At 66.6% G+C, this 14,425-nt stretch carries 10 protein-coding genes and 3 pseudogenes; 5 read left to right on the top strand and 8 right to left on the bottom strand.

Going from position 1 to position 14,425, the window contains the following annotated elements; genetic code table 11:
• Positions 1 to 844 precede the first annotated feature (844 nt).
• The 5 genes and pseudogenes from ACMTAK_RS09460 to ACMTAK_RS09440 form a co-directional block, all read right to left on the bottom strand.
• Positions 845 to 1,012, bottom strand: a complete 168-nt coding sequence (locus ACMTAK_RS09460; protein WP_413805789.1) for a hypothetical protein — start codon at positions 1,010 to 1,012, stop codon at positions 845 to 847.
• Positions 1,013 to 1,217: 205 nt separating this feature from the next.
• On the bottom strand, positions 1,218 to 2,408 hold the full coding sequence (locus ACMTAK_RS09455; protein ID WP_413805788.1) for an IS110 family RNA-guided transposase: 1,191 nt from the start codon (positions 2,406 to 2,408) through the stop codon (positions 1,218 to 1,220).
• A gap of 341 nt (positions 2,409 to 2,749) precedes the next feature.
• Positions 2,750 to 3,199, bottom strand: a pseudogene (locus tag ACMTAK_RS09450) (transposase family protein); the annotation flags it as partial.
• Positions 3,200 to 3,418: 219 nt separating this feature from the next.
• Positions 3,419 to 3,631, bottom strand: coding sequence for an integrase core domain-containing protein (locus tag ACMTAK_RS09445; RefSeq protein ID WP_413805787.1), 213 nt, complete (start codon positions 3,629 to 3,631; stop codon positions 3,419 to 3,421).
• Positions 3,631 to 3,903 (bottom strand): annotated as a pseudogene (locus tag ACMTAK_RS09440) (DDE-type integrase/transposase/recombinase); the annotation flags it as partial. The pseudogene ACMTAK_RS09440 and the gene ACMTAK_RS09445, both read right to left, overlap by 1 nt.
• A gap of 300 nt (positions 3,904 to 4,203) precedes the next feature.
• Between ACMTAK_RS09440 and ACMTAK_RS09435 the strand changes: the two are divergent.
• A pseudogene (locus ACMTAK_RS09435) lies at positions 4,204 to 4,425 on the top strand (transposase); the annotation flags it as partial.
• Positions 4,426 to 4,626: 201 nt separating this feature from the next.
• On the opposite strand, the gene ACMTAK_RS09430 reads toward ACMTAK_RS09435, so the two are convergent.
• Both ACMTAK_RS09430 and ACMTAK_RS09425 read right to left on the bottom strand, forming a co-directional pair.
• A complete protein-coding gene (locus ACMTAK_RS09430) occupies positions 4,627 to 5,868 on the bottom strand; it encodes an alkene reductase (RefSeq protein ID WP_413805786.1) in 1,242 nt (413 codons plus the stop codon).
• A 113-nt stretch (positions 5,869 to 5,981) separates the two neighbouring features.
• On the bottom strand, positions 5,982 to 7,196 hold the full coding sequence (locus tag ACMTAK_RS09425) for an MFS transporter (protein ID WP_413805785.1): 1,215 nt from the start codon (positions 7,194 to 7,196) through the stop codon (positions 5,982 to 5,984).
• 870 nt (positions 7,197 to 8,066) lie between these two features.
• Between ACMTAK_RS09425 and ACMTAK_RS09420 the strand changes: the two genes are divergently transcribed.
• Positions 8,067 to 9,728, top strand: a complete 1,662-nt coding sequence (locus ACMTAK_RS09420) for a CocE/NonD family hydrolase (protein WP_413805784.1) — start codon at positions 8,067 to 8,069, stop codon at positions 9,726 to 9,728.
• Between the two features lie 309 nt (positions 9,729 to 10,037).
• Here ACMTAK_RS09420 and ACMTAK_RS09415 read toward each other — a convergent pair whose 3' ends face one another.
• A complete protein-coding gene (locus ACMTAK_RS09415; RefSeq protein WP_413805783.1) occupies positions 10,038 to 10,373 on the bottom strand; it encodes an EthD family reductase in 336 nt (111 codons plus the stop codon).
• 767 nt (positions 10,374 to 11,140) lie between these two features.
• Between ACMTAK_RS09415 and ACMTAK_RS09410 the strand changes: the two genes are divergently transcribed.
• The 3 genes from ACMTAK_RS09410 to ACMTAK_RS09400 all read left to right on the top strand — a co-directional run bounded on the left by ACMTAK_RS09410 (position 11,141) and on the right by ACMTAK_RS09400 (position 14,424).
• Positions 11,141 to 12,670, top strand: a complete 1,530-nt coding sequence (locus tag ACMTAK_RS09410) for a class I adenylate-forming enzyme family protein (protein WP_413805782.1) — start codon at positions 11,141 to 11,143, stop codon at positions 12,668 to 12,670.
• Between the two features lie 130 nt (positions 12,671 to 12,800).
• Entirely contained in the window at positions 12,801 to 13,412 is a 612-nt protein-coding gene (locus tag ACMTAK_RS09405) for a TetR/AcrR family transcriptional regulator (RefSeq protein WP_413805781.1), read from the top strand.
• A gap of 205 nt (positions 13,413 to 13,617) precedes the next feature.
• Positions 13,618 to 14,424 (top strand): fumarylacetoacetate hydrolase family protein, encoded by an 807-nt coding sequence (locus ACMTAK_RS09400; RefSeq protein ID WP_413805780.1) that lies wholly within the window; start codon positions 13,618 to 13,620, stop codon positions 14,422 to 14,424.
• The last annotated feature ends 1 nt before the right edge of the window (position 14,425 follow it).

Here is a 14,425-nt window from a genome sequence, read left to right as displayed (position 1 = left end):
GCCCTCAAGCCGCCAACCGCCATCCGAAGTCAGCAACAAACGCCTCCCACTGACACCTACACAGCTACCTTGGTATGGCGTCCAGGATCCTTCGCAGCATGGCAGCAGGCTAAGCGCTCACGAGACGTCCTGTTGGCAACTGGTCGGGAACCAGGGGCTGGTCCAGGGCGCGGCGGTGGTCAGGAGTTGGCCGAGCGAGCCGCCTGGGCCGCGGCCAGACGGCCGGCTGCCGCCCAGCCTGGGCCGTCCGCTGCGGGGGCCGGTCGTCAAGGCCCGCCACACCGCAGGCACCGAAGCGGCCGACCAGCGGTACCGCACCGAGCTCGCCGTCATCCACCATCGACCTGCGCAAGACGTGGGGGCAGTCCTGGAGGCACCGTCCAGACAGCGGACCGTTCTGGCCACTGGACCGGCGTGCCGTCGAGCGCCGCCGACTCGGCCGGCGGACAGCACAGCCGAGTCGGCGGGTGGATGTTGTCGGCCCGGATGCCGCTGGCGTCCTGGGTGATGTCGAAGCACACCCGGCTGCCCGCGGCCAAGAGGTGGTTCGCGTCGCCGTGAACCGCCGACCGGTGGGCTACGGCATCCCGGCCGCCCGCTCGCTCCGCCCGCGCCGGCTCCCTGTCCGTGCCGGCCACGGTCCACCGCCACAAGACCCTCGGCGTCTTCGTTCCCGTGTGGGGCCCAGGCGCATGCCAGAACCGCGAGTGCCCCGACTTCCGGCTGGATCCCAGCCACCGCAAGCACTCTCCGGCCCGATGACGGACCATCCACAGCACGACGACGGACACCGGCCGGGTCCGGTGGCCCGCTGCCTTATGACAAGCCACCCAGTGCAGGTGGTTCACCGGCTCGGCGACGGACTCTCGTCGTAGACCGGAATCTGCGGCTGGGCGGTGACCGGGTCGAGGGGGCCCTCGTCGGTGACGACCGTTCCCCATCCCCGGCACACCTCGCAGCCCGCGGCCCGCGCCAGGTTGGCGCGGGGGCGGTGCTGGGCTCCGTGAGCCATCGGGTGGTGCCCTTCGGGGGAGCGAGCGGTGGACCCGGTGAGTTCCCCTCCACGCATACGGTTCTCTTCCGACCGGGGCAAATCACGTAGGGGCGGCCACGGCCGGGGTGGTCAGGACGCGGCAGGGACCGCCGCGTCGAGGCCGCGGGAAGCGACGAGCTGTGCACTGCCGTCGGCCAGCCGGTAGGACCTCCTCATGTTGTTGTCAAGCGGCAGCCGTGACGGAAGGCGGAGCCTCGTAGCACTGTCGGTCACGGATCATGGCGAACAGGACATTGACGCGGCGACGAGCGAGCGCGAGGACAGCGTGCTTGTGTGTCTTGTTCTCGGCTCTCTTGCGGTCGTAGAAGATCCGCGATTCCGGACAGCTGCGGATGCTGATCATCGCGGAGCGGTAGAAAACTCGCTGCAGGCCGCGGCGGTAGCGGTGAGGGCGGTGCAGGTTGCCGTTTACGTTGCCGGAATCCCGGGGAACCGGGGCGACGCCGGCGAAGGTGGCGAGCCGGTCTGCGCTGGGGAATCGGGCCAGGTCGCCACCCGTGGCTGCGAGGAACTCGGCACCCAGCAGCGGGCCGATGCCCGGCATGCTGGAGATCACTGGGGCGAGTTCGTGCTCGTGAAACCGGGTCTCGATGAGCTTGTCCAGGTCGTGGATCTTCTCATGGAGGCTGATCACCTCCAGCGCCAGATCACAGATCACACGGGCGATTGCGGCCTCGCCGGGCAGCTGTGTGTGCTGCCGTTCCGCGGCGTCGACGGCAGTGCCGGCCAGGAGCTCCGCGCTGCGGACCTTGCGGTTACGCAGCCATGTCGTCAGCCGTTTGCGGCCCAACCGCCGCAGCGCAGCCGGCGTCTGGTAGCCGGACAGCAGTACCAGCGGCCCGATGTTCGTCAGTTCCAGAGCGCGTTCCAGAGCTGGGAAGATGCTCAGCACCTGCGCGTGCAGCCGGTTGGTCTTCCGCGTTCGCTCCTGGACCAGATCGGCCCGCCGGTCGGTCATGACCCGCAGTTCGGCGGCCAGGTCACTTTCGGGAGCGAGAAGGTGCAGGTCACGGCGCATACGTGCCTGATCTGCGATGACCCGGGCGTCCTTCGCATCCGTCTTGCCCAGGCCGCGGTAGCCGGCGGAGGCCCGGTTCACGGCAAGGCCGGGCAGATAGACGATCGTCTGCCCGTGGTTGAGCAGGAGATTGACCAGCAGGCAAGCCATGCCGTCGGCGACGTCGACGGACCACACCACATCCTCACCGAGCTCGAGCACGTCGCCGATGAGGCTCAGCAGTTCCGGCTCATCGTTGACCACTCTCCGCGACAGCAGCACGTCGCCGTCGCTGTTCAGCACGACGGTGTGGCGGTGAGCTTTGCCGATATCGGTCCCCGCCCAGTTCCGGGCCATGCGTGCCTCCGGTCGTTCGACGTGCTCCGTTGCGTCCGGACGACTCCGCCAGCATGGTCCTACTCAGCGATACCCGTGGGCCCGCAGCTCCTCATCAGTGGTCGAGTCGTCGTACGGCCCCGGGCGGCCAGGTGTCACAAGGAGCCATCACAGGCAACTACCCCCAAGCCATACCCGGAGCCAGTGGATCCTCCGGACCGTACGACAGCCCATCCGACCCATCAACAACGTAGGACCACCCCCCGGATCATGGACGCCCAAGCGCCGTCGACAGGGGGCAACAGTCATGCCGGACCCGGAGGCCGGGAGCCCCATTGCGAGGCCACGAAAAAGGTAACTCGGGGGATTCCCCGCAGCACCCGCAGGGCGGTGGCGAACGATACGGGCACGGCCAGTGACCGGGTGAGCCGTGCAGCCGCCCGGCCGCATAACTCCTTGACCACCTCCGAGACCTGGCTGGTCAGACGCGTGGTGCGGCGCTGAAGTCGCTCGATCAGCCCAGGGACTTGCTCGCGGAAGGTTTGCCGCCGACAGCCCAGGACCGGGCAGACCAGACGTCGTACCCGGACGTTGACCACGACCCGGCGGCCATCGACCGGCACATCCGTAACGGTCCGGACGTGGTATCCGTGCACCTTCCCAGTCGGGACCCCGCACATCGGGCAGGGAAAGTGAACATCCCGGGTCCGGGCCAAGACCCGGATCGTCTCGCCGTCGTCCGCCACATCCTTGATGACCAGCGCCGAGAGCCCTGAAAACACCGTTGCCACAAGGGAGTTGACATCTCGCATACAACGTCAACGACGCCCGTCACCTGCCGTCACCACCGACTACGGAACAGAGCCGCTCGTTTGACAGGCCCCAGTCGATGGCAGAGCCCCGCAGCTGGTGAGGTCGCGCCTTTCCGGGAACTGCCAGGGACCTGCCTCATCGCCCGGCGATGCGAAGCCAGCCGAACAGCTCACGATCGGATAGCGTCACTGTGAACCGCCCCGGGTTCGGTAGAGATCTCAGATTGTGGTGATGACCTGGAGTTTCGTGGATTCGGTGTAGTAGCTGGCTTCGTATTCGACGGGCGGGACGTGACCTATCTCTCCGTGGAGCCTGCGGTGGTTGTACCAGTCGACCCATTCGGCGGTGGTCAACTCGACCTGGGAAAGTGTCTTCCAGGGCCGCTGGGGTTTGATCAATTCGGTCTTGTACAGGCCGATCGTCGATTCCATCAGGGCGTTGTCGTAGGCGTCGCCGACCGAGCCGATGAGGCGGCGATGCCGGCGGCGTCCAGATGCTGGGCGAGCTTGAACGATGTGTACTGCGACCCGGCGTCCGAGTGATGGATCAACTCGCCTGGCTGGATGGGCTGTTGGTCGCGGTCGCGTTGCCAGACGGCCATCTCCAGAGCGTCCAGGACGAAGACGGTCTCCTTCACGGTGGCCGCCGACCAGCCGACGATCCGGCGGGAGAAGGTGTCCACGACGAACGCGACGTAGACGGTCGAGGACCAGGTGTCCGGTCAGACACTTCCCTTCACGTTCAGTCGTCTCGAGGCTGCCCTTAGAACGAATCAGCCTTGCGGCGTCCACGCAGAAACCGGCAGGGCGGTGTCCATCACGCTCATCGCAGGCTCCCCTCGGCGTCGTCGGCTGCCCGGTCGTCGCGGTCCTGGTCCGCGGTGCCGGTGGTCGCGGCGGCGGCGAACAGTTGCTGCGGGCTGTGCAGGAAGGCGGCGGCTCCGGCATCGCCGCTGGTCTCGGGCTCGGTTTCGGTGCCGGCGCCCTAGATCACGCCAGGGGCTGGGGAATTACATGACCCCAGCCCCTGGGAATTACTCGGCGTTCCACACACCAAGCACCATCTGATCACCGACGGGCACGGCACCCCGCTCGCGGTCCTCCTCACCGGCGGTAACCGCAACGACGTCACCCAGCTGATGCCACTCCTGGACGCGATCCCGCCCATCCGCGGCCGGGTCGGCCACCCGCGACGCAGGCCGGACTCGCTGTTCGCCGACTGCGGGCTTCGGACCTGCCCAGCCGGCCCTGGTGATCCCGGACGCGGACGGGCCGTTCCCGCCGCTGCGGGGCGCGCACCGGCTACCCGGCGCGCGCCCGTACGTCTCGCTGACTCGTCTCACGCGTGGCGAGTCAGCTCGCAAGCTGACCGAAACTACTCAGCTGCGCTCCGCTCTCTGAGGCAACGGCGGCGTCGTGACTACGCATTACGAGGCGGAGTCGACCGATGAACGCTCGAGGGCGAACTGCTGCAGGGCCCAGGCGAGAGGCCACTGGTGAAGCGGCGTTTCTCCGTTGAGCTCCACATGACCCGGCAACTCCTGCCGTGTGCGGACCTCGGCAAGCAGTTGCTCCGCCTCCATGGACGGGTAGTCGATGTAGCCCTGGTCGGTGCCGCCGTAGAACGTGGGCCTCTGTGCCTCGTTGAGAGGGGCTTCGCGCACGAGGCGATCGGGCAGGTCGGGGTTGGCAAGGAAGTCACGGCCGAAGGCGATCGCGTCAGCCGTACCGTCCACGACGGTCTTGATCGCGGTTTCACGGGTGAAGTTGCCAGCTGCGATCAGCTGTCCTGCGTAGCGGCTTCGGGTCCACGCGCTGTCGATGGCATCCGCGGAACGCTGTGCGGTCTCCGATCCGGAGATGCCCGGCTCCACCAGGTGCAGGTAAGCGAGGCGGCGGGAGGACAGAGCCTCAAAGACGTGCGTGAACAGGGCGATCGGATCCGAGTCGGCCATGTCCTGGAAGGTGCTGCTCGGCGACAGGCGGACCCCGACTCGGGCGGCGCCCACAGCCTCACTGAGCGCATCGAGGACTTCGAGCAAGAGGCGAGCGCGGTTTTCCACGGAGCCGCCGTAGCGGTCGGTACGGTGATTGGCGTTGTCCTGGAGGAACTGGTCGATCAAGTACCCGTTGGCGGCGTGCAGTTCAACGCCGTCGAACCCCGCCTCGCGGGCGTTCACCGCGGCCTGGCGGTATTGGTCGACGATGCCCGCGATCTCGTCGGTCTCCAGCGGGCGGGGCGTGACGTAGGGGACACGACCGTCGCGCGTGAACGTCCGGCCCGAGATGGCGATGGCGGAGGGACCGACAGGCGTCTTGCCGCCGGGCTGCAGGGAGGGGTGCGAGGCGCGGCCGGTGTGCCAGAGCTGGGCTACGAACGTACTGCCGGCGTCATGGACCGCCGAGACGATCGGCTTCCACGCCTGGATCTGGCCCTGGCTCCACAGACCCGGAATATTGGGGTTGCCCACCCCTTCCGGCGAGATCGCGGTGCCCTCGGACACGATGAGTCCCGCCGAAGCGCGCTGCGCGTAGTAGAGACGGGCGGAAGGGCCCGGCCTGCCGTCAGGCAGAGCCCTGCTGCGGGTCAGGGGCGCCATGACCGTTCGGTTGGACAGGGCAAAGGCACCCAGTTGCGTGGGACCGAACAGCGATGCGGCTTCAGGCACGGTGCACTCCAAATTTGATGTGGATGCGGATATGGATGTGGGTGGGGTGGCCGTCTGGACGGGCCCGCCCCTGCGGGGCACGGATGGCTCGCGGCCCCAAGTCTTCGAGCGCCTTAGGCGTGGGCGGCCGGGGCAGGTTCTCGCTGCTGCTGTGGCGGCGGCAGAGTCCCCCGGCTGGATCGAGCATCGTGGAGAACCTTCGTGCCGATGGCCAGAACGGCGAGCAGCAGGAAGGCGATGCCGCCGAGGAGCAGCTGGTCTGTGCCGAGCACGGAAATCACGAGGCCGCCGAGAAGGGTGCCGAATGTGATGCCGACATTGGAGAAGGAGATGTAGAGGCTGTTGCCGAACTCGGGTGCATCCGCAGTCGCTTGGCTCAGCCAGGTCTGACTGATGATCAGGCCGCCGGAGTGGACGGTGCCCCAGACCACCAGAAGGATCATCATCGGCGCGAACTGCGCACCGAGCAGGTAGATCAACGCGTACACGGCCAGAAAGACGACCGGGTAGATGAGTGTCGTGCGCGCGACGCTGCGCTGGAGGAACTTACTGAACAGCGTATTGCCGAGGATGCCGAAGGCTCCGAACACCACCAGCAGCACACTGGTCGTCCCGGGGCTGACCTGTGTCACCCGCTGGAGATACTCGGCGAAGTAGCCGTAGACGGCGAACATGGCGGCGAACATGAAGGTGACGGCGGCCAGGTTCCACCACACTTGGCCACGCTTGAGAACGCGCAGCTGTGCCCCGGAGGAGAGCTTCGCTGCCACGGGCATCGAGGGCATGGCGACAAGGAGCCCGACGAAGGCCAGTGCACTGACGGCCGCCCCAAAGAAGAAGGCTGTCCCGAGCGAGAGCGTGTCGGCGAGGAAGGAGGTGATGGGCACACCCAGCACCAGTCCTACCGCCACCCCCGCGAACACCTGGGCGCTGGCCTTGGTGGAGGCCTCGGGCTTGGACAGGCTCACCGCCACGACAGTGGCGACAGCGAACAGCGTGGCGTGCATAACCGCGGGGATGGCCCGGAAGACCAGCGTCAGCCCGAAGCTGGTCGACAGCGCGTATGCCACGTTCGACACCGTCATGATCGCGAGAACGGCAAGGAGCACGGTCTTGCGATTGAGGCGCGAGGTGACCAGCGTCACGAAGGGGCCCGCGACGGCGACCACCAGCGCGTAGATGGAGACGATGATCCCGGCAGCAGAGACCGATCGGTCGAATCGCTCGGCGAGCTGGGGGAGCACCCCGATCACATTCATCTCGGTGGTGATCGTGGCAAAAACGCTCAGCCCCAGCGGGAAGACAAGCAGGCTGCGCTTGTTGGTCATGGAAACCTCACGTGCAGAGATCTGAAGCGCCGGGGCGTGACGCTGTAGCGCTAGGTCGGGCGCGGAGTAGCTGTTGGCTTGTGGGGCGACAGCACCCTTGAGGCCACGATCGAGAACGTAAACCTTTACGTCAATGTCAAGGTCAAGCCGGATCCGCCCAGGCCACAGGCCGGGCGACGGCAGAGCTTGATCGCGCACGGAGCCCCGGCCGCGACGCCCAGGGGCGGCGACGGCCTCGCGTACGCCTTGCCGATGGCTCGAAAAGCGAGCCGCACACCAGACCCGGAGTCCCAGTCCCGTACCTCGCTTCCGCACAGTCGTCGTCTCCGCCGCTAGACGTGCCGCCGACTCGCAGTCCAGGCCGACGCCGTGGCGCCCGGTTCCGCACGAAGAGGCGCATGCGTAGAGCCTGGACTAGCGAGCGACCGTTCGCTATCTTCTCGCATCAGCCTAAGACCACAGTTGATCCCGCGTAAAGAAACGTACGAACGTTCTTAATGTCATTCAGGATGCCCAGGTCCTGCGAGACAGCGGTACGTGACTCCTGCGTGACGTGGCCCCACCTCGGCACGGCAGGCCCTCTCATCCCGTCCAGGTACACACGCGACCGGTCAGCCGTGGTCATCCGAACACCGGCAGCGCTCCGGGACCTGCGCTGCCGATGTGACCCTCGAGCGAAAGCTGATGGAGATGAAGAAGGCCAGACAGAGCCGACCACGCCGGTGGATCCGCGGTATCGCAGCCCTGAGCGTGCTCTTTCTCCTCGCCGCCTGCGGCGCGGCCTCCCCTGGCGGTGCCCCTCGGGCATCCGCGACGTCGCCATGGCCCGGAGGGACATGGACTCCGGGTGAGGAGCAGTACGGAAGCAAGTTGGACAGCCAGATGCCCGTCAAGATGAGCGATGGCACGGTGCTCAAGGCGGATGTTTCCTACCCGACCGACCCGGCGACGGGGCAGCGGGCACAGGGGAAGTTCCCCGTGCTCCTCACCCAGACGCCCTACCTCAACACCAAGCCCACGGCCGGCGACTACTTCGTGCGGCACGGCTACATCTTCATCACCGCTTACGTACGCGGGACGACGACGTCCGGCGGCGACTTCTCGTTCTTCAGCAAGCGAGACGCGCAAGACGGGGTGGAGCTGACCCGGTGGGCGGCGAACCGCGTGCAGAACTCCAACGGGAAGGTCGGCCTGACCGGCGGGTCCTACGCCGGGATCAACCAAGCCTTCACCGTGGCGGAAGCGGGAGCACATTCCCCGGTCAAGGCGATCGCCCCGTACTGCATGGGGGCGGAGTTCTACCGGGAGACGTACTTTGCCGGCGGGATCCCGACGCAGACACTCAACTTCCAGCGCGTCATCGGAAGTTCGATGGGGGGCAACACCGCACCGACCGGTGCGGCACTGGTGAAGGACGTCACGTCAGGCGGACCACAAGCCTACGACGGGCAGTTCTGGCAGGAGCGAACCCCCGGCAACCTGGCCAAGAAAATCGTCGACGCCAAGGTCCCCGCACTGCTGTGGAGCAGCAACGACGACATCTACGCCCAGAGCTCGCTCGAGCTCTACACATACCTGCAGAACGCCAGCAGTGGTCACCCCGTCTTTGACGCGATGCGGCCGAACCAGAAGGCATCCGGCCGCTACCAAATCATCATGGGTCAAGGCGGGCACTGCGCAAGCGAGGACCAGCGAGTCACTCTGGAATGGTTCGACACCTGGCTGAAGGGGATGAAGACGGGGATCCAGGACACCTCGGAGCCTCTGCACGCTCATGAACTGGTGTCCAACAGGTGGGTGAACACCTCGGCCTACCCGGTGGCCCCTTCGTACACGCGCTACTACCTCGGAGACAAGGGCACTCTCTCCCCGGCCAGGCCGACTTCCTCGGGGCATGACAGTGCTGCGTGGGCACAGCCCGACGCGAACAGCACGCTGCAGTACAACAGTCCCGCCTTCAAGAAGAACATCACCCTCGCGGGCCCCATCAGCGCATCCTTCTACGCATCCTCCACGACCTCGAATCTGGAACTGATCGCCACCGTCCAACTGGTCGACGCCAACGGAAAGGTCACGCCCATCTCGTCGGGCACGGTGCTCGGCAGCCTCGCGGCGAACGATCCCCAACGCTCCTGGTCCGACACCAACGGCGTGCCGGTGCGCCCCTACGGCACGTACCGCGCCGAGGCCCCGGTTCCGGCCGGCGCGGTCAAGAAGTACGACTTCGCTATTTCGCCTCGCTTCGCCAGAGTCCCTGCGGGCAGCACGCTGCGGCTGACCGTGACGACGCAGACTCCTTCGTCGAAGTGCTCGCCGACCCTCGGCGTCGACCCCTGTTTCCCCACCGACCCCCAGGCCGCCAAGCTGAAGGGGAGCACCACATCGCTGTACTTCGGCCCGGATCGCAGTTCCTCGCTGAACCTCCCCCTGCTGAAGGGGGACTGCTGGAAGTCGACCGACACCCCCAATCCCGATGTCCCTTACTGGGATGCGGCTCCAGCGGTGGCTGCGCAAGCGCCCTGCCAGAGGTAGCGCATCTGCCGATGCACGAGAGCGCCTGACGCGCCTCGCCCCGGACAGGGGCGAGGCGCTCGGCACGCCAGCCCCGACTCTCTGCTGCCAGAACCACGGCTCGGGCACTTTAGGGACACGGGAACGACAGCGCAGAGCGGGCGCCCCGCATCGTCGAAGCGGCCAGTCTCGGCATCGAGTGCGCCACCGGCGGGGGCTCACGCCCCGCGGGTTCACAAGCGCTCAGGACGTGGGGATGCCGCTTCGTTGGCGCGGCCGGGTTTCGAGATCACACCAACGAAGAGGCAGCAAGGCCAGTCCGGCCTTCTGTTACGAACTACTCACTGCATCGCGCGAAAGCGGCACGTCTGTCTCGGTAGCCAGGAACCACTCCATCTCCCCGATGAAGTGCTCCTCGTGTTCCCTCATGGCATCGGCCGGCGCCCCGCGGAAGGCCGCGGAGACATCCTGGACGGAGTCGAACCACAGTTGTGCCACCCCGTCCCAGGCCCACTGCTTACGGTGCTCGATCGCCGGGCTCTGGGTGTAGTGCCGCACGTTCGGCAACTCTCGGACCACGGCAGGGTGCTCGCCCTGCCAGTAGCGCAGGAACTCCTCCCGCGTCAGGCCCTCCTTGCGCTTGATCAGCGCAACAACCTTGATCATCGATGCTCCCCTGTTCGGGTGTTGGTAAGGCCTGCGCGGTGACGCCCCTCGGCCGGCAGGTGGCTGTGGAGTGCTGTACGCGGGCTACCTGACGAGGTCGAGACGTACACACGGCCGCCGCTGGTGAGAGGTGACCGGCAGGTCGGCTGAGCCAGGGCTGCCAGGGCCGGCCTTCTTGGGGACGGCCGGTACCCACGGCGGGACCTCGGGGCACGAACCTGACGCCCGAGATCTGGAGAGTGGGTGAACGCATGAGGCGGGCCCACTTCCCCCTGCGGATGACGGGATTATCGCCTCCCACCCAAGCACGTGCAAGCGTTCGTTCGTGTGTGGCTTGGGAGTAGGCTTCGGGCCTGTCAATGGCGCGACGGCCAGCTGCCCGCCCTGTGCGGTGCCGTGCTGCACGTGCAGGTCGCAGAGATGAGGTGCGCCGCTCCAGAGTGACCTGCCGCCCGTTCACCCCTGAGGGGATTGACGGGCCGCGCAATACCTAGTTAGCTTCCCGGAAACAAACTTACGTACGTTCGTTGAACTGGGTGTCGCAGCCGACGCCCATGCGAGCAGGCGACCGGACCTCCCAGGTGACGGGCATCGGCCCTGGCGCCTAGCCTTCGGGGTCAGGATGACCAGCTCGTATGTTGCCCTTCCCGCTGCGTGTGGATCTCGACCCGGCTCCGCCTGTCGGTGCGCAAGGGGACGGCGAAGACGTGCATAGACGCTTCCCCGAACGAACGTTAGTGTTGCCGTAGCAAGAACGTGGAGGTTCGATGCGGACGGTCGCCGACCTGATACGCATGAATGCACGCCGCTATCCGTCTCGTGAGGCCGTGGCCGACGAGGCGGGGCGACTGACTCACGCGGAGCTCGCTGAGCGCGCCTGGAAGCTCGCCCGTGCATTGGTGAAGCTGGGTGTGAAGCCCGGAGATCCAGTAGGGGTCCTGGCTGACAACAGCGTCTTTTGCGCGGAGGCGTTCCTCGGTATTGCGGCCGCGGGAGGCGTCTTTGTTGCCTACAACGCACGGTGGGCCTCCGCCGAGCTGACGGTCGGTATCCAGGAGACCGACGCCCGCGTGGTCCTGGTCCAGGAGACCCGCAGCGACGACTACGACCTCGCCGACGCCGAAGGCGGACTGGGACAGATCCAGCACGTGGTCCGCGAGGGCGAGCAGTACGAGGCCCTGATCGGGCAGGAGCAGGGTGGCCCGTTCGATGGCGGGGCCACTCCGGAAGACCCGTTGTGCATCCTTTTCACCGGCGGAACGACGGGATTCTCCAAGGGGGTCGTCCTCTCGCACCGAGCCGCCTTGGCCAACGTGATCAACGAACTCGTGGACTGCAAGGTCGGCGCCCGCCCGGACGACCGTGGTCTTATCACCGTACCGCTCTTCCACTCCGCCGGCCTGCTGTGCTGGTTCCTCTCGCACTACGCCAGCGGCGCCACCAGCGTCCTGATGCGGCGATTCGACGAGGGGGTGGTGGCCGAGACCCTGGAACGGGAACGGATCACCAATACTTTCCTCGTGCCGAACATGATCGCGCGGTTGATGAAGGCAGGCGTCTTCCAGCGAGACGGTGTCCGTAACCATTTCCGCGCGCTGCACAGTGGGGCAGGCCTCTTCCGGCATCACGACAAGCTCCAGCTCCTGGAACAGCTGCCGAGTCTGCAGCTGTACTTCCGCTACGGGCTGACCGAGGCGGGCCCCATGGTCACCCGCCTCCAGCCGGCCGACGTACTCAGGGAGGACTTGGAGGGCTCCATCGGCAAGGAGTACCTCCTCGCAGAGGCCCAGGTGCAGGACATGAACGGATCCGAATTGCCAGCTGGCGAACTCGGTGAGATCTGTGTCCGCGGCCCGGGCCTGATGAGCGGCTACTACAACCGGCCGGAGGCGACTGCCGAGGTGTTCCGTGACGGTTGGCTGCGCACCGGGGACCTGGCAGTCCGCGACGAAGAGGGATTCTTCTTCTTCCGCGACCGGGCCAAGGACATGATCAAGACGGGTGGCGAGAACGTCTACTCCGCGGAGATCGAACAGCTTCTGCTGACACACCCGGATGTTACGGAAGCCATCGTGCTGGGCACGCACAGCGAGGAGTGGGGTGAGGAGGTGCGGGCCGTGGTCGTGCGGCGGACGGGCGCCGACCTCACCGAGATCATGGTGCGGGACTTCGTCCGCAGCCGCCTCGCCGGCTACAAGGTGCCCAAGAGGGTCGTGTTCCGTGAGGCGAGCCAGATACCGCGCACCGGCCTTGGCAAATTGCTGAAGCGGAACCTCAAGGAAGACATGGGCTGGTGACGTAACAGCAAAACTATTGGCCGTTCGTTTTGCGGTAGAGTTGACGGCCGCCACCGTCCGCACGCGCGGAGGGAATCAAGGCTTAACGAGGATCGGAGTACGAAATATGCCGCGCCGCCCCGCCGGAGGTGTGCACACCGCTGACGCAATTCTCGAAGCCGCCACAGAGCTGTTCTACGAGCACGGTTACGAGGCCACGTCATTGCGCGAGGTGGCTGCCAAGGTGGGTATTCAAGTTGGCAGCCTCTACAACCACATCAAGGGCAAGGACGACCTGCTGCGGTCGATCATGCTCGGCATCATGGATGATCTGCTCGCTGCGCAGCGGGCCGCCCTGCGGGGCCGGACGGACACGATCGACCGGCTCCGGGCGGCAGTGGACTGTCACATCCGGTTCCACGCGGATCGTGCCCGGGAGGTCTTCATCGGCAACTCCGAGCTGCGCTCGCTCAGTGCGGCCGACCTCCGGGCCGTGGTGGCCAAGCGCGACGAGTACGAGGCGATCCTGCGTGAATTGGTCGAGCAGGCGACCGACGAGGGGCGGGCCGATGCAATCGATCCGCAGCTGCAGGCGTACGCGATCGTGGCCATGGGTTCTCACGTGTCCACCTGGTACCGCCCACGGGGGCCGATGTCCTTGGACGAGATCGTCGAGAAGTACGTTCTGATGGTGCTCCGGCAGCTCGGTGTGACCGGAGCGGAGATCGAACGGGTCACCCGCGCGAGCGCTGCCCTGGCCTGACCCCGCCCGCAGCAGGACGCCCGCCTCCGAAAGCCCTTCGGATGCGGGCTTTTTGCTGTCTTCACGCCAGTAGATCTCTCAGTCGGCAGCCGGTAGCTAGCGGGTTGACCTGGGAGGCCCTGTCGGCCTACGTTAAAAACAAGCGATTGTTCGTTTGGAGGATGAGGCCGTGCGAGTGGCGACGCTCAGGTGCGGGGAACAGACCGTGGCTGCCCTGGTGGAGGGAAACGAGACCAGGCTGCTGCCCTATGCGGATGTCGGTGCCCTGCTCGCCGCCCGGGAGGCCGGTGAAGGCCTGGGCGGATTGGAAAGTCAGGCCGGCGAGTCCGGGCCCGCAGTCGAGGCCGCTGATTTTGCGCCTCTGGTGACCAGGCCTTCCAAGGTCATCTGCGTCGGGCTGAACTACAAGGACCACATTCTGGAGATGGGGCGCGAACTCCCGGCGTACCCCACACTGTTCGCGAAGTTCGCGGACACGTTGGCCGGAGCGCGGGACGAGCTCCGGCTGTCGGCCGCGTCAGAGGGGGTCGACTGGGAGGCCGAGCTCGCGGTCGTCGTCGGACGCGAAGTCCGTAATGCCGACCGGGATGCGGCGCAGGCGGCGATCGGGGGCTTCACCGTCGCCAACGACATTTCCATGCGGGACTGGCAGCGCCGCACCGGGCAGTGGCTGCAGGGCAAGGCGTTCGAGTCGTCCACGCCGCTGGGCCCCGTCATGGTCACCCCCGACGAGGTGGACGGTGCAGCCGACCTGGAGATCAGCTGCACGGTGGACGGCGTGGTCAAGCAGCGCAGCCGCACCTCGCAGCTCCTGTTCACTCCTGCGGACATCGTGGCCTACGTATCGGCCATCACCACACTTAGGCCTGGCGATGTGCTGCTCACGGGCACTCCCGGCGGGGTGGGAGCCGGCCGCAGTCCCGCGGAGTTCCTGCGCCCCGGCCAGGTGCTCACCACAACGATTGAGGGCATCGGCAGCTGCCGGAACGCCTGCGTCGAGGAGACGAGCTGAC

This window comes from Streptomyces lacaronensis (assembly GCF_047337785.1).
Lineage (GTDB): Bacteria > Actinomycetota > Actinomycetes > Streptomycetales > Streptomycetaceae > Streptomyces > Streptomyces lycopersici.
The sequence above is the reverse complement of the archived record's forward strand: the minus strand, read 5'-3'. Positions and strand labels throughout refer to the sequence as shown.